Origin of the sequence: Croceicoccus sp. Ery5, assembly GCF_020985325.1 — a bacterium.
In the GTDB taxonomy this organism is placed as follows: Bacteria; Pseudomonadota; Alphaproteobacteria; order Sphingomonadales; family Sphingomonadaceae; genus Croceicoccus.
This window is the reverse complement of the sequence record NZ_CP087587.1, coordinates 907,927-924,096: the sequence shown is the minus strand read 5'-3', so window position 1 is coordinate 924,096 and position 16,170 is coordinate 907,927. Positions and strand designations below refer to the sequence as shown.

The following is a 16,170-nucleotide window of genomic DNA, read 5'->3' as shown; positions in this document are numbered from 1 at the left end:
GACCGGAAGGCCCGACAGGCATAGCGTGCCCGATTGCCATGACACAGACGCGACCCAACGCACCGGCCGAACCCGACGAATTGCGCGGTTTTCTTGCCAGCCATCCGCCTTTCGCGCGGCTTGGCGGCGATGCGCTGGCCGCGCTGATGCAGGGGTGCGAAATCAGCTATCACCGGCGCGGCAGCACGGTGACGCGGGCGGGCGACGACAACCGGTTCCTGTCGGTGGTGCGCTCGGGCGCGGTCGAATTGCGGCTGGGCGGCACCGACCTTCACGCGCGTCTGGGGGAAGGCGAATGCTTCGGCTATCCCTCTCTCATCCGCGGCGGCCCTGCGCAGAACGAGGTTCTGGCGATCGAGGATACGCTGCTTTACCGCATCGCCCGCCCCGCCTTTCTGTCGCTGCGAGAGGCCAATGCCGATTTCCGCGCCTTTTTCGATACGGACGAATCGGGCCGGTTGCGACGCGCGCTGGAAGCGATGCGCCGCCAGGTGCAATCGGGCGATCCCGCGGCAGAGGTGCTGGGCGTGCATGGCCCCGTATCCTCGCTGCATCGCAGGCGAGAGGTTGTGACCGCCACGCCCGATATGTCGATTGCCGATGCCGCGCGGCTGATGGCCGATCGCGACGTATCCACCCTGCCCGTCACCGGTGGCGGGCAGTTGCAGGGCATCGTCACCGACAAGGATTTGCGCCGCCGCGTGCTGGCCCCCGCGCTCGATCCCGCGCGCCCGCTGGCCGATATCATGACCCGCGATCCCGTCACCGCGGTCGAGGATACGCCCGTGCTGACCGCGCTGGTGATGATGGCCGAACGCCAGATCCATCACCTGCTCGTGACGGACGCCACCGGCGCGCTGGTGGCGGTGATTTCTTCGAATGACATTCTTGCACGACTGGGATCGAACAGCCTGCTGATCGCCAAGGAGATCGCCGCCGCCGCCGATGCGAGGGAAGTGGCGCGCGCCGCCGCACAATTGCCCGATGCGCTCGGCGGGCTGGTGGCGGCGGGCGTCGATGCCGATCACTTGTCGCGCTATGTCTCTACCATCGGCGAGAGTGCGCACCGGCGCATTCTGGCACTGGCCGAGGAAGAGCTTGGCCCACCGCCTGCCCCCTATGCGCTGGTCTGTTTCGGATCGCTGGCACGCGCGGAACAGGCGTTGGGATCGGATCAGGACAACGGGTTCGTGTTCGGCGACGGTGACGGATCGGCGGGCAGCGATCCCTATTTCATCGAACTCGCCCGCCGCCTTGCCGACGGGCTGGACGGTGCGGGATACCGGTATTGCCCCGGCGACATCATGGCGACCAATCCGGCCTATCGCCGCAGCGTTACCGAATGGCAGGCCCATTTCGATGGCTGGATGAATGCGCCCGACCCCGATGCCATCCTGCAAAGCACGATCTTTTTCGACATGCGCTGCCTTGCGGGCGATGCCGCGCTGGTCGAACGGCTGCGCGCGCATGTGTTCGCCGCCGCCGGCGCCAATCGCATATTCCTGTCCTTTATCGCCCGCGCCGCCGCCAGCACGCGCGTGCCGCTGGGTTTCTTCCGCAACTTCCTGCTGCAGGACGACGCGAACGAGGGGCAGGTGCTGGATCTGAAGACACAGGCCATCGCCCCCATCGTCGATATCGCGCGGGTCCATGCGCTGGCCAATGACATCACGGCGACCAACACGCTGGAACGGCTGCGCGCGGCGGTTGATGCAGGCAGCATGGACGCCGATCCCTCCCGCGATCTGGCCGCTGCATTTGAATTCGTGCGCGATGTGCGCCTGCGCCATCAGGCCGAACAGGTGGCGCGGGGCGAAGCGCCGTCGAACAAGCTGCCCCCTGCGCAATTGTCGCGTTTCGACCGCGAACATCTGCGCGATGCGTTCAAACTGATCCGCGACCAGCTGGACCGGACGCGCAGCCGGTTTGCAGGGGGCATCACGTGATCCTGCCCTTCTGGCCGGGCCGCGAGGGGCGTTTCCGCCGCCGGTTCGATCAGGCCGCCGCAATGGCGCCCGCCGGTCCGCTGCGCGCGTTCTATGCCGCCCCGTTGCCTGAATTCGACACGGATGCGCATGCGCTGGACATGATCGCCATCGACCTCGAAACCGACGGGCTGGATTTCGCGTCCAGCGCGATACTGGAGGCAGGCATCGTTCCCGCCCGCATCGGATCGATCGCGGCATCGGGGTCGCGTCGCATCCGGTTCCGCCCCGCGCAGGCGTTGCAGGCCAGCAGCGTCGTCGTTCACCGCATCACCGACGACGCGCTGGCCCATGCCCTGCCCGAAGAGGATGCGCTGGCCTATCTGCTGCCCGCGCTGGCGGGAAAGGTGCTGGTCGCCCACTTTGCCGAGATCGAGGCGGGGTTTCTGAATGCCGCGTGCCAGCGCGTCTATGGCGCGCCCTTTGTCGCGCCCTTCATCTGCACCATGCAACTGGAAAACCGCTGGTTTCCGCGCACCCGCGCTGCCGACGGGCTGCGCCTCGGCAAGCTGCGGGCGGGCTATCGGCTGCCTGCCTATCGCGCGCATGACGGGCTGACCGATGCGCTGGCCTGCGCCGAATTGCTGATGGCGCAAATCGCGCACCACGGTGCCGAAAACCTGACATTGGCCGATCTGCTGCGGCGGTAGGAACAGGCGCGTGTCCCTGCTGTCGCCGCCGCCGCTCCGGGCATTAGACCAAAGTCGCTCTGTAAAAGAGGTCCCCGTTCCTTAACCCTTCCTGTCAGATCGCGCCTGAAACCGGTGTGGTTCCCACAACGAAAGATAAGAGGGGGAGGACGATATGTCCGACGAAAGTCCCGAGGACGCCGTAGCCGGTAACGGCCACGAAGGCGCCTATTGGAAAGAGAATATACGTCTGCTGCTGACCCTGATGGCGATCTGGTTCGTCGTCTCGTTCGGGTTCGGCATATTGCTTCGCGATTTTCTGGACCAGTTCATGCTGGGCGGGTTTCCGCTGGGCTTCTGGTTCGCGCAGCAAGGTTCGATCTATGTCTTCATCGTGCTGGTGTTTTACTACGCCTGGAAGATGAAGAAGATCGAACAGCGCTACGACCTTCACGATTGAGCGGGAGGCGGACATGTCCACACAGACACTGATCTATATCTTCGTCGCCGTCAGCTTCGCGCTGTATATCGGCATCGCCATCTGGTCGCGCGCCGGTTCGACCAAGGAATTCTATGTCGCCGGCGGCGGGGTTCACCCCGTAGTCAACGGCATGGCCACCGCTGCCGACTGGATGAGCGCGGCAAGCTTTATCTCGATGGCGGGTCTTATCGCCTTCATGGGCTATGACGGTTCGGTCTATCTGATGGGCTGGACCGGCGGATATGTGGTTCTGGCCTTGTTGCTGGCGCCCTATCTGCGCAAGTTCGGCCAGTTCACCGTGCCCGATTTCATCGGCACGCGTTACTATTCCAAAGTCGCGCGCACGGTGGCGGTGATCTGCCTGATCTTCATCTCGTTCACCTATATCGCCGGGCAGATGCGCGGCGTGGGCATCGTGTTCAGCCGGTTCCTCGACGTGTCGGTCGAACTGGGCGTGATCATCGGCATGTGCATCGTGTTCTTCTATGCGGTGCTGGGCGGCATGAAGGGCATTACCTATACGCAGGTCGCGCAATATTGCGTGCTGATCTTCGCCTATATGGTGCCTGCCTTCTTCATCTCGATGCTGATCACGGGCAATCCCATTCCGCAGCTTGGCCTCGGCTCGACCGTCAATGACGGGTCGGGGATGTATGTCCTCGAAAAGCTCGACAGCTCGCTTCAGGCCATGGGTTTCGGCCCCTATACCGACGGCAGCAAGTCGATGATCGATGTGTTCTGCATCACCGCCGCGCTGATGATCGGCACGGCCGGCCTGCCCCACGTGATCGTCCGCTTCTTCACCGTCCCCAAGGCGTCCGACGCGCGCAAGTCGGCCGGTTGGGCACTGGTGTTCATTGCGCTGCTTTACACCACGGCCCCCGCGGTCGCGGCCTTTGCGCGCCTGAACTTCAACGACACGGTGAACAACACCGCCTATGCCGAAGCGCCGGGCTGGTTCACCAACTGGGAGAAGAACAATCTGATCGCCTGGGTCGACAAGAACGACGACGGCGTGATGGAAGTGGCCAAGGGCGACCCGTTCAAGGGCGCGCCCGAATTCGCCGAAGGCACCGGCACCAGCGGGCAGCGCCTGCTGAACAACGAAGTCCTGACCGACAACGCGAACGAGGTCTATGTCGACAAGGACATCATGGTGCTGGCCAATCCGGAAATCGCCAATCTTCCGGGCTGGGTGATCGCGCTTGTGGCGGCGGGCGGTCTGGCCGCGGCGCTGTCGACGGCGGCGGGCCTGCTGCTCGTGATCTCTACCGCAGTCAGCCACGATCTGCTGAAATCCACCTTCAAGCCGGAAATCTCGGAAAAGGGTGAGCTTTTGGCGGCACGTCTGGCGGCAACGGCGGCGATCGTGGTGGCCGGCGTGCTGGGCATCTATCCTCCGGGCTGGGTGGCACAGGTCGTTGCCTTTGCGTTCGGCCTTGCAGCGGCATCGCTGTTCCCCGCGATCTTCATGGGCATCTTTACCAAGGCCATGAACAAGGAAGGCGCGATCGCAGGTATGGTGAGCGGCCTTGCCTTCACCTTCATCTACATCGCCTATTTCAAGCTGTGGAATCCGGATGCCAATGTGGCCGAAAACTGGCTCTTCGGCATCTCGCCCGAAGGCATTGGCGTGATCGGCATGCTGATCAACTTTGCCGTTGCCATCGCGGTGATGAAGATGACTGCCAAGCCGCCGGTGGAAATCGCCCGACTGGTCGATTCCATCCGCGTGCCGCGCGGCGCCGCCGGGGCCCATGCGCACTAGGCCCCAACGCGCAAATCCGGACATTACGCACCGGAACTGAATGACCGGAAGGGGGCGGCAGGAAATTGTCGCCCCCTTTCGTTTTTGCGCTATCACGGCAAACCGCAAAGCCGAAAGGATGCCGCCGCCCCGATGTCGATCTGGATCATTCCCCTGGTCGCGATCGCCTATGCAGCACTGCTGTTCTGGGTGGCCGACGCGGGCGACCGTCCGCAGATCGCCCGCTTCGCCGAACGGCACAAGCGGGTCATCTTCGGCCTTGCGCTTTGCGTCTATTGCACCAGCTGGACCTTTTACGGCGCGGTCGGAACCGCGACCGACAGGGGGTGGCAATTCCTGCCGATCTATCTTGGTCCGATCATCATGTTCACCGTGCTGGGCCGTTTCGTCGAACGCATCCTGCACACGGGCAAGGCGCAGCATTCGACCTCCATCGCCGACTTCCTCTCCGCCCGCTATGGCAAGAGCGCGTGGGTTGCCGCCATCGTCACCCTGCTCGCCCTGTTCGGCGCGCTGCCCTATATGGCGCTGCAGCTGAAATCGGTCAGCCAGACGCTGGGCGCGCTTTCGCCCGAACTGGCGGCCGTGCTGGGCCCCGATCAGGTGGTGCTGGCCGTCGCCGCCGTGCTGGCGCTGTTCGCGGTGCTGTTCGGCACCGGCAGGCCCGAACTGACCGGCCATAACCGCGGGCTGGTGCTGGCCATCGCGCTGGAAGCCGTGGTGAAATTCGCCGCGCTGATCGCTGTCGCCATATTCGCCGCCGTGCTGCTGCACGATATTCCAGCCGGTGCCATCGCCGCCCATGCCGCGCAAAGCTATTCCCCCGCGCAATTCGACCTGCATTTCGCGGTCATGACATTCGTGTCGGCCATGGCGGTGCTGTGCCTGCCGCGCCAGTTTCACATGCTGGTCGTCGAAGCGCGCGAGGATCGCATGCGCGGCGCCGCGCGGTGGCTGTTCCCGGCCTATCTGGCGCTGGTATGCGCTGCCATCGTGCCGGTGATGCTGGCAGGCGGAATGTTGGCCCCTGCGGAAGCCGCGCCCGATATGCTGCTGATCGCGCTGCCGCTGGCCTTCGATGCGAACTGGCTGGCAATCTTTGCCTTTATCGGCGGGCTATCGGCGGCGACCGGCATGGTGATCGTGACGGGAATCGCGCTGTCGAACATGATCACCAACGATCTGGTCGTCCCGCTGATGTTCCGCGACCAGATGCGCCAAAGGGGCGCGGCAGAGGCGCTGGGGCTGGCGCTGGTCAACGCCCGCCGCGCCACCATCGCCTGCCTGTTCGTGTTCGCCCTTCTCTACCTGTCGGCCATCGACCGCGAGGCGACGCTGGCCGGTCTGGGCGAGATTGCCTTTGCGGGCGCGGCGCAATTGTCGCCGGGCCTGCTGTTCGGCCTGTTCTGGCGCAAGGCCAATCGCGCGGGGATGATCGCGGGTCTGTGCGGGGGATTTGCGCTGTGGCTGCTCTATCTGGCGCTGCCGGTATCGGGCATCGCGCTGGTCCCGCCGCTGCCCGGCGACGATCCGCTGGTGGCGGGCATCCTGCTCAGCCTTGCGGTCAATGTCGCCCTGTTCGTGCTGTTCTCGCTGGGCTGGGAACCGGCATTGATCGACCGCGTGCAGGCCGTGGCCTTTATCGACCGCGGCCAGCCCGACCTTGGCTATCCCCGCCTGTCGACGCGCACGCGCGTCGCGGATTTCCGCCTGTTGCTGGAACAGTTCGTCGGGGCCGAACGCGCGCGCCAGACGATCAATGCCTTGCGACTGACCACGGGCCATGCCTATGGCGATGCCGACGCGCCCGACGATGCGCTTGTCGACACCAGCGAGCGCATGATCAGCGCGATTATCGGCAGTTCGTCGGCACGCGCGCTGGTCCAGTCCACGCTGGAAGGCGATCCGGTTTCGATCGAGCAGGTCGTCGCCATGTTCGACGAAACCTCTCAACGCCTGCAATTCGGCGCGGAGCTGCTGCAGATCGCGATCGAGAACATCGATCAGGGCATCTCGGTCGTCGACAAGGAGCAAAGGCTGGTCGCGTGGAACCGCCGCTATGTCGACATGTTCGGCTATCCGTCCGAACTGGTCGAGGTAGGCCGCCCGATTGCCGATCTGTTGCGGTTCAACATGCGCAATCTGGGCGTGGCGGAAGATGCGATCGAACCCGCCATCGAACGCCGACTGCATCATCTGGGCAGCGGCAGCCGGCACAATACCGAACGCGAGCTTGGCGATGGCCGCATCCTGCGCATTCTGGGCAATCCCGCGCCCGATGGCGGCTATGTAACGAGCTATACCGACATTACCGCCGACCGCATGGCCGAACAGGCGCTGGAGGCCAAGATCCGCGAACGCACGCTTCAATTGACCGAAGCCAACGAAGCGCTGGCCAGTGCAACGCGGTCGAAAACGCGCTTTCTGGCCGCGGCCAGCCACGATCTGGTGCAACCGATGAATGCCGCACGGCTTTTCGCCAGCGCGCTTGCCGACGATATCGCGCCCGACCGCCGCAACGAGCGCGCGCTGCTGGGCCAGATCGACCGGTCGATCGAAACGGCGGACCGCCTGCTGCGCGCATTGCTCGATATCTCGCGGCTCGATGGCGGCAAGGCGGCGGTCGATCCCGAACGCTTCGCGCTCGACCTTGCCTTTGCCGATATCGCCAACGAGTTCGAGATTCAGGCGGAGAACAAGGGTCTGGCGCTGGTCACCGTGCGCAGCGGCCTGTGGCTCGAAACCGATCGCGGCTTGTTTATCTCGATCCTTCAGAACCTTGTGACCAATGCGGTGCGCTATTCGACCAGCGGGCGCATATTGATCGGCGCGAAAAGGCGCGGGCCGATGGCGGAAATCATGGTGATCGATCAGGGCATGGGCATCGCCCCCGAAGACCAGAGCGCCATTTTCGAGGAATTCACGCGGCTCAATCGCATGGGCAGAAGCGCTGGTGACGGCGGCGATGATGGCGGTCTGGGCCTTGGCCTCGCCATTGTGCAGCGTATCTCGCTGATGCTGGGGACCGAAATTCGCCTGCAATCCGCGCCGGGGCGGGGAAGCTGCTTTTCGTTCCTGCTGCCCGTGGTGCCCGCCGGACCCGCCAGACCGGCGCCGGTTCCCATGCGCGAAGCGCCGCGCACCGAAAGCGGCGGCCATGTACTGTGCCTCGACAATGATCCGGCATCCCTCGCCGCGCTGGAAAGCCTGCTGATGCGCTGGGGCTATGCCGTGTCGACGGCATCGCATCCCTCGCAAGTGGCGCAAAGCGCGCCGCCCGATCTGTTGGTGATGGATTACCATCTCGATGACGGGCTGACCGGCGACGATGCCGCGCGGCTGCTTTATGCGCGTTGGGGCGGTCCGGTGCCGACCGTGCTACTGACCGCAGAGGATAGCGCGGCGACCAAGGCGGCGGCGGGATCGATCGGGGCGGAACGCATGATCAAGCCCCCCTCTCCGCCTGCATTGCGGGCGCTGATGGGAATGCTGTTACCGCATTGAACCCACGCGGTTCAGGCATTGGCTCCATCTAGCGGAGGGAGACCCGGATCATCCAGCTTCCCTGCCATCAGCACCGCCTGTGTCCGGTTGATTACGCCCAGCCGCCGGAAAATGCCCGTCAGATGCGCTTTGACCGTGGCCTCGGAAATCTGCATTTCATGCGCGATCTGCTTGTTCAGCCTGCCTTCCGCGACAAGCGCCAGAATGCGCCGCTGCGCGGGCGTCAGGCGCGACAGGCGGGCGAGCGCATCGTCCTCTTCTCCGCTCACCTCGTCCATATGTTCGGGAAACCACAAATCGCCGCTGGCCACCGCCGACAGCGCTTCGCGCATCAGGTCCATCGGTGCGCTTTTCGGGATAAAGGCCGCCGCGCCCAACGATTTGGCGCCTTGCCAGATGCGTGCCTCCTCGCTCGCGGATATGATCGCGACGGGCATGGCGGGGAAATCCCTGCGCAGATCCATCAGCGTCGTCAGGCCCGCGCTGTCCGCCATATGCAGGTCCAGCGTCATCAGCGCGACCTCGCCCTTTTCGGCTTCGGCACGGGCGGCGGCGGCATCGGGCACCTCGACAATGGCGTGGCCCGGCCATGATTTTTCGACCGACGCGCGGATGGCCGCGCGCATCAGCGGATGATCATCGGCAATTACGATCGTCGGGCCCGTCACTCCGGCCTCCCCTTCTCCCCGCCGGCGGACCGGCCCATGGATGTTAGCGGCAGCGGACCGCCGCAATCAAGTCACTGCTGCGCGCCCTTTTGTCGCATCGCCGCACAGTCCGAACGCACGGCTTGCCAAGTCCGCGCATCGGGCGCAGAGCTTGCCGACATTACCGGAACGGGTCGCGACAACCGGAATGGAGGATATCTTCATGTCCAAGGCACCCCCTTTTGCACTCGCCGCGGTCCTGTTCGCCGGACCTGCGCTTTTCCTGCCACATACCGCTCTTGCGCAGGATGCGGCCGAAACCGCCGTGATAGTGTCTGGCAGCGCGCAAACCGGCGCGGCGCAGAAATCCTTGGGCCGCTCGGTCCGATCGGGCATCGGCAATGCCGCCAATGCGGTGGGCAGTACGAATGCGGCAAGAACGACGCGCCGGGCTGCTCCCTCCACCTATCGCGCCGCGCCGCGCGGCAGCGGTGGCAGCGTTCCGGCCGGTGTCGATCCGCTCGCCAACAGCGATGCGGCGACCTATGCGCTCGACAACGGGGCGACGATCAAGGTCAGCGGCGGGTTCAGACCGGCGACCGGCGCACATTGCCAGCGCAATTGCCCCACCCCTGCTCAAGCCGCCCCTGCACAGGCCGAGCCCGTAAAGCCAGCGCCGGTTACGCCCGTCACTCCCGAGGCGACAGGTCCCGCTCCGCAGCACTGATACGGTCAGCGGTTCAGCCGCCCTTCGATCAGCCCGTCCACCAGCGACGGATCGGCCAGCGTCGACGTATCGCCCAGCGATCCGAAATCGTTCTCGGCGATCTTGCGCAGGATACGGCGCATGATCTTGCCCGAACGGGTCTTGGGCAGCCCCGGCGTGAAATGCAGATGATCAGGCGTGGCGATCGGCCCGATCTCGGTCCGCACCCACTGGCGCAATTCCTTGGTCAGATCGTCATTCGCCTCGACCCCAGCGTTCAGCGTGACATAGCAGTAAATGCCCTGCCCCTTGATGTCGTGGGGAAAGCCGACGACCGCCGCCTCTGCCACCTTTTCATGCAGCACCAGCGCGCTTTCAACCTCGGCCGTGCCCATGCGGTGGCCCGACACATTGATCACATCGTCGACGCGGCCCGTGATCCAGTAATAGCCGTCATCGTCGCGGCGGCAGCCGTCGCCGGTGAAATATTTGCCGCGATAATTGCTGAAATAGGTCTGGATGAAGCGTTCATGGTCGCCATAGACGGTCCGCGCCTGCCCCGGCCAGCTGCGCGTGATGCACAGATTGCCCTCTGCCGCGCCGCCTGTCGTTTCGTCGGCCAGCACCGCACCGTCATTGTCGACCAGCTGGGGCGCAATGCCAAAGAACGGCCGCCCCGCACTGCCCGGCTTCATGCCATGGGCACCGGGCAGCGTGGTGATCATGATGCCGCCGGTTTCGGTCTGCCACCACGTATCGACTATGGGCGCGTTGCCGTGGCCGACATGCTGGTGATACCAGCGCCATGCCTCGGGGTTGATCGGTTCGCCCACGCTGCCCAGCACACGCAGCGAGGACAGATCGTGCTTGTCGACATGCCCGTCCCCCTCGCGCATCAGCGCGCGGATCGCGGTGGGCGCGGTATAGAAGATGTTGACCTTGTGCTTGTCGACCACCTGCCAGAACCGGCTGTGATCGGGATAGTTTGGCACGCCTTCGAACATCAGCGCGGTCGCGCCGTTCTGCAGCGGGCCATAGACGATATAGCTGTGCCCCGTGACCCAGCCGATGTCCGCCGTGCACCAGTAAACCTCGCCCTCGCGGTAATCGAAGACATAGCGGAACGTCGTCTCGGTCCAGACGGCATAGCCGCCGGTGGTGTGCACGACGCCCTTGGGGCTGCCGGTCGACCCCGAGGTATAGAGGATGAACAGCGGGTCTTCCGCCTTCATCGCCTCGCACGGGCAATCGCCGGCCACGCCCTCGCTCATCTCGTGATACCAGTGGTCGCGGCCTTCGGTCATGTCCACTGCGCCGCCGGTGTGGCGGATGACCAGCACCGATTTGACCGGCACCTTTTTCAGGGCGGCATCGACATTGGCTTTCAGCGGGATCGCTTTCGACCCGCGCAGCCCTTCATCGGCGCAAATGACATAATCGGACCGGCAATCCTCGATCCGGCCGGCGATCGCGTCGGGCGAAAAACCGCCGAACACCACCGAATGCACCGCGCCGATCCGTGCGCAGGCCAGCATGGCGAATGCGCCTTCGGGGATCATCGGCATGTAAATCGTGACGCGGTCGCCCTTGGCCACGCCCATTTTCTTCAGCGTATTGGCCATGCGGATCACTTCGCCCTGCACTTGCGCATAGGTAAAGCGACGCACCGGCGTTTCGGGGCTGTCGGGTTCGAAGATCAGGGCGGTGCGGTCGCCCTTGCCTGCCTGTACATGCCGGTCGACCGCATTGTGGCAGATGTTGATCTCGCCATCCTCGAACCATTTGATCTCGACCGGATCAAAGCTCCATCCCGAAATTTTCGAAGGCTTGGTGAACCAGTCCAGCCGTTCGGCCTGCTTCATCCAGAACGCATCGGGATCGTCCATGCTTTGCGCATACATGGCGCGATACTGGTCAAGCGTGCAGTGCGTGCCGTCCAGCGCCGCTGCGGGGACCGGGATCATATCGGTCGCGGGTTCCATCGTGTCCTGCATGCTATCTCCCGTATGCTCTTTTCATGTGGCCGCCCGATGCGCGCAATTGCCGCGGCGCCCCGGTCGATCCTGTGTCCGCCAGCCTATATCCTAAAGCCCCGCGCGGTCATTGCGACCAAAGTCTTATAGACCATTCGCTAGCTGGGAACGCCCGTCCCGCCCTGCAAGACCCGATGCACCGAAGCATCAATGAAACGCCCGCGCAGACGGGTCGAAACGCATGGCATTGCGGGGGGAGGCTAAGATGGCAAAACAGGCAAAAGCCGTTTGGAAGACCGCTTTCGCGGCAGGATTGATGGGCGCAAGCGCGCTGGTGCCCGCGGGCGCCATGGCGCAGGACGCGGCCGGTTCGTCGAAAGGGTCGATCGAAGACCGGCTCGACCGGCTGGAAGCGATGATCGGCAGGCTGGAGGCGCGCATGGACGCAGCCGAAACGCCGGACGCCGAAAACCAGGCCATGGCACAGGAAATGCGCGCCGCGGTCGAGGAAACACGCGTCGCCGCCGCGCAGCAGCAGGAACTTGAAACCCGCCTTGCCGCGGTAGAGGCCAAGGACACACAGGGTTTCCGCGTGGGCGAAACGCAGTTCACCATCGGCGGCTATGTCAAGCTGGACGCGATCACCCAGCGCACCAGCGCGGGGCAGATACCCGGCGATTCGATCAACCGCGACTTCCTGATCCCCAGCCTGATTCCGGTCGGCGGCGATCCATCGGGTTGGGACACCCATTTCCAGGCCCGCCAAAGCCGCATCATCATCAAGGGCGAAACGCCCGTGGGCGACCAGAAGCTGGGCGGCCATCTGGAAATGGACTTCCTTGTCACCGACGGCGGCGACCAACGTGTGTCGAACAGCTATGTGCCGCGCCTGCGTCAGGCCTTCATCACCTATGGCGGGTGGACCTTCGGGCAGGCGTGGTCGACGTTCCAGAATGTCGGGGCCCTGCCCGACAGCGTGGATTTCGTCGGCACCATGCCCGGCACCGTCTTCAACCGCCAGCCGATGATCCGCTACAAGACCAAAAGCGGCATTTCGATCGCGGTCGAACAGCCCGAAACGACGATCACCAATGCGACGGGCGGACGCATCCTGCCTTCGGACGACCAGATTCCCGATGTCGTCCTGCGCTATGACCGCGGCGGCTTTGCCGTGGCGGGCATCCTGCGCCAGCTCCACGCTTCCGACCGGGTACTGGCCGATGGCGGCGACAGCGCGTTCGGCTATGGCGTCTCCGTCTCGGGCAAGATCCCGCTGGGCGAGCGCGACGACCTGCGCTTCATGGCCACGGCGGGCGAAGGTCTGGGCCGGTATATGGGCGCCAATATCGTCAATGACGCGGCCATCGATGCCAGCGGCAATCTGGACCCGATCGCGACCTATTCGGGCTTTGCCGCGTTCCGTCATGTGTGGAGCGACAATCTGCGTTCGACCATCGCGGGCAGCTATTTCAAGGCCGATAATCCGGTCGATCTGACGGGCGGCGCGCCGACCGACAACGTCTGGAACGCGCTGGCCAATATCATCTACTCGCCCGTCCCCAAACTCGATCTCGGCCTGGAATACATGTATGCCGAGCGCGAGAACGAGGCAGGCGACAGCGGCAATCTGCAGAAGATACAGGCTTCGGCCAAATACAGCTTCTGACCGGCAGCGGAGCATTCGATACCATGGATTACAGGGCAGTCCTGAACGCGGCGGAAAACGATCCCGAAGCCTTCTGGCTGGATGCGGCCAGGGCGCTGGACTGGGACGGTTTTCCCGCCACCGCGCATGACGGCGACGGCGACCTCTGGTTTCCCGACGGCACGATCAACCTGTGCCACAATGCCGTCGACCGCCATGTCGCGGCGGGGCGCGGGGATCAGGCGGCCCTGATCTATGAAAGCCCGATCACCGGCAAATCGGCCAGTTTCAGCTTTCGCGAATTGCTTGGCCGTGTGTCGCGCACGGCAGGCATGCTGGTCGATGCCGGAGTCGGGCGGGGCGACCGCGTCGTCATCTATATGCCCATGGTGCCCGAAGCCGTGTTCGCCATGCTGGCCTGTGCCCGCATCGGTGCGGTGCATTCGGTCGTCTTCGGCGGTTTCGCCGCGCCCGAACTGGCCAAGCGGATCGACGATTGCCAGCCTGTCTGCGTATTATCGGCCAGCTGCGGGCTGGAACCGGGGCGGACCATTGCCTACAAGCCGCTGCTCGACCATGCGATCGAACTGTGTACGCACAAGCCCGATAGTGTCATCGTGCTTCAGCGCGACGAATTGCGCGCCGAACTGACCCCCAATCGCGATATCGACTGGCATGCCGCCTTTTTCGCGGCCCGGCCCGTCGATTGCGTGCCGGTCCGGTCGACCGATCCGCTGTATATCCTCTATACCTCTGGCACGACCGGCACGCCCAAGGGCGTTGTGCGCGACACTGGCGGCTATGGCACCGCGCTCGCCTGGTCGATGGAGCATATCTATGGCGTCGGCGCGGGCGATGTGTACTGGGCCGCATCCGATATCGGCTGGGTCGTGGGCCATTCCTATATCGTCTATGGCCCGCTGCTGGCAGGCTGCACCAGCGTGCTGTTCGAAGGAAAGCCCGTGGGCACGCCCGATGCGGGCATTTTCTGGCGCCTGATCGACAAGTTGCGGGTGAAGGTGCTGTTCACCGCGCCCACCGCGATCCGCGCCATCCGCCGTGCCGATCCCGACGGGGCCTTTATCGCGCAATCAGACCTGTCATCGCTGCAGGCGCTGTTCCTTGCCGGAGAGCGGGCCGATCCCGATACGCTGAACTGGATCGCGGACCTGCTGCACAAGCCCGTGATCGACCATTGGTGGCAGACCGAAATCGGCTGGCCCGCCATTGCCACCTGCCACGGCCTTGGCGAGAGCGAGATCCGGCCCGGCAGCGCGGGCCGCGCAGTGCCCGGTTTCCGCTTCAAGGTGCAGGACGACAACCACCGCGAAGTCGATGCGGACAAGGTCGGCAATCTGCTGATCGAACAGCCCTTGCCGCCCGGCGCATTTCGCGCGCTGTGGAACAATCCGGAAAAATTCGCGGCCGGTTTCGCCGATTTTCCGGGCCATTACACATCGGGCGACGCGGGCATGATCGATGCCGACGGCTTCATCCATATCATGGGGCGGACCGACGATATCATCAATGTGGCGGGCCACCGCCTGTCGACCGGCCAGATGGAGGAAGTCGTCGCCGCCCATCCGCAAGCGGTGGAATGCGCGGTCGTCGGCGCGGCGGACCAGCTGAAGGGGGAAATGGCGGTCGCCTTTGTCGTTACGCGTCCCGACAGCGGCGACCGCAACGCGATCCGCAAGGAACTGGTCGCCTCTATCCGCGAGAATATCGGACCCATCGCCAGTCCGCGCAGCGTCTATTTCGTGGACGGGCTGCCCAAGACGCGTTCGGGCAAGATCCTGCGCAACCTGCTGCGCGCCATCGTCAATGACGAGGAGATCGTGGTACCGCAAACCATCGAGGATCCCGCCGTGATCGACGCGCTGATCGCGCAGCTAGCCGGGGCCGAGGCGGCATCGGGGTAAGGACCGGGCAGGCGGAGGACCGGAAACCGGCGGTTATGCCTGTTTGCGCGGCCATTTCAAAAGGCCCAGACCGACCAATATGCCAAGGCACACGCCCAGTCCCATATTGTCGATCAGCGACCCGAATATGATGCCGCACACGATGGCCATCGGAAAGCCGATGCCTTTCCGGCTGCCACCGCTCTCACCCGTGTCTTCCGTCTCTTCCTGCAATCCGGCCCCCTATCGCCTGACCCATGGTTCTTCGGTGCGCGCCATCGCAATCGCTCCCCGATAGGGCGCGCATAGTTCCTTTGCCATGTCGGGCGCAGCGTTGATCCATTGCGCCCTGTCGTCCGGCGATACGATCACGGGAGACCGGTCGTGGATGCCCTCCATCGCAGGGGCGGCATCGGTCATCACCATGGAATAGACAGGCCCCCATTCGTCGCTGTCGCGCCAGATGGCCGCGATGGTGAATACGGGCTGGTCGGGCAGGCTGAACCATGTCCGCGTCTTGCCGCCCTTGGGGCCCTCCGCCTCGGCAAAGGCGGTCAGCGGGATCAGGCAGCGCCGTTCGGCAAAGCTGTATCGCCACATGAAACTGTCGAGCTTGTCCGAGCGGGTATTATTGACCGGTCGGGGTTTCAGCATCCGGCCCGACTTGCCCTTGACCGAAAGGGGAAAGCCCCAGCCCATGCTGCGCAGGGCGGTGCCGTCGAACACCAGACCCGGATAGCCGGGATAGACTTCCTCTGCCGCGTTCAGACCGCCGGGTGCCACTACGCCGAACAGCTTCGCAACCTCTGACGTGGCCTTGGTCATGCGATAGAGATTGCACATGCGCCAAGGCTGCCCCCTGCGCGGGCGGATGTCAAAGCACTGCCGGAATTGCGCCCGTTAGAGCCGGACGTCTTTTGCTGCCCCGCGC

Annotated in this window: 12 protein-coding genes; 8 read left to right on the top strand and 4 right to left on the bottom strand. The window is 64.4% G+C overall.

Annotated elements, in window-relative coordinates:
- Positions 1-38 precede the first annotated feature (38 nt).
- The 5 genes from LOZ74_RS04395 (at position 39) to LOZ74_RS04375 (ending at position 8,367) form a co-directional block, all read left to right on the top strand.
- Entirely contained in the window at positions 39-1,946 is a 1,908-nt protein-coding gene (locus LOZ74_RS04395; RefSeq protein WP_230293062.1) for a putative nucleotidyltransferase substrate binding domain-containing protein, read from the top strand.
- Positions 1,943-2,635, top strand: a complete 693-nt coding sequence (locus LOZ74_RS04390; RefSeq protein ID WP_230293061.1) for an exonuclease domain-containing protein — start codon at positions 1,943-1,945, stop codon at positions 2,633-2,635. Before LOZ74_RS04395 ends, LOZ74_RS04390 begins: the two co-directional genes overlap by 4 nt.
- Positions 2,636-2,789: 154 nt before the next feature.
- A complete protein-coding gene (locus LOZ74_RS04385; RefSeq protein WP_230293060.1) occupies positions 2,790-3,074 on the top strand; it encodes a DUF4212 domain-containing protein in 285 nt (94 codons plus the stop codon).
- A gap of 13 nt (positions 3,075-3,087) precedes the next feature.
- A complete protein-coding gene (locus LOZ74_RS04380) occupies positions 3,088-4,863 on the top strand; it encodes a sodium:solute symporter family protein (protein ID WP_230293059.1) in 1,776 nt (591 codons plus the stop codon).
- A 132-nt stretch (positions 4,864-4,995) separates the two neighbouring features.
- Positions 4,996-8,367 (top strand): PAS domain-containing hybrid sensor histidine kinase/response regulator, encoded by a 3,372-nt coding sequence (locus LOZ74_RS04375; protein ID WP_230293058.1) that lies wholly within the window; start codon positions 4,996-4,998, stop codon positions 8,365-8,367.
- 11 nt (positions 8,368-8,378) lie between these two features.
- Here LOZ74_RS04375 and LOZ74_RS04370 read toward each other — a convergent pair whose 3' ends face one another.
- Positions 8,379-9,035 (bottom strand): response regulator transcription factor, encoded by a 657-nt coding sequence (locus LOZ74_RS04370; RefSeq protein ID WP_230293057.1) that lies wholly within the window; start codon positions 9,033-9,035, stop codon positions 8,379-8,381.
- Between the two features lie 202 nt (positions 9,036-9,237).
- Here LOZ74_RS04370 and LOZ74_RS04365 point away from each other — a divergent pair, with 202 nt between their 5' ends.
- Positions 9,238-9,741 carry a hypothetical protein gene (locus LOZ74_RS04365; protein WP_230293056.1) on the top strand — a complete coding sequence of 168 codons (504 nt, stop codon included), beginning with the start codon at positions 9,238-9,240 and terminating at the stop codon, positions 9,739-9,741.
- Between the two features lie 5 nt (positions 9,742-9,746).
- Here LOZ74_RS04365 and acs read toward each other — a convergent pair whose 3' ends face one another.
- On the bottom strand, positions 9,747-11,714 hold the full coding sequence (gene acs / locus LOZ74_RS04360) for an acetate--CoA ligase (RefSeq protein ID WP_370638875.1): 1,968 nt from the start codon (positions 11,712-11,714) through the stop codon (positions 9,747-9,749).
- A gap of 244 nt (positions 11,715-11,958) precedes the next feature.
- Here acs and LOZ74_RS04355 point away from each other — a divergent pair, with 244 nt between their 5' ends.
- Together LOZ74_RS04355 and LOZ74_RS04350 are read left to right on the top strand one after the other, a co-directional pair.
- Positions 11,959-13,359 carry a DcaP family trimeric outer membrane transporter gene (locus LOZ74_RS04355; protein ID WP_230293055.1) on the top strand — a complete coding sequence of 467 codons (1,401 nt, stop codon included), beginning with the start codon at positions 11,959-11,961 and terminating at the stop codon, positions 13,357-13,359.
- A gap of 23 nt (positions 13,360-13,382) precedes the next feature.
- Positions 13,383-15,260: an AMP-binding protein gene (locus LOZ74_RS04350; protein ID WP_230293054.1), complete on the top strand. Its 1,878-nt coding sequence runs from the start codon at positions 13,383-13,385 to the stop codon at positions 15,258-15,260.
- 33 nt (positions 15,261-15,293) lie between these two features.
- Here the strand turns inward: LOZ74_RS04350 and LOZ74_RS04345 are convergent, their stop codons facing one another.
- A complete protein-coding gene (locus LOZ74_RS04345; protein WP_230293053.1) occupies positions 15,294-15,473 on the bottom strand; it encodes a hypothetical protein in 180 nt (59 codons plus the stop codon).
- A gap of 9 nt (positions 15,474-15,482) precedes the next feature.
- Positions 15,483-16,064: an SOS response-associated peptidase gene (locus LOZ74_RS04340; RefSeq protein ID WP_230293052.1), complete on the bottom strand. Its 582-nt coding sequence runs from the start codon at positions 16,062-16,064 to the stop codon at positions 15,483-15,485.
- Positions 16,065-16,170: the final 106 nt, after the last annotated feature.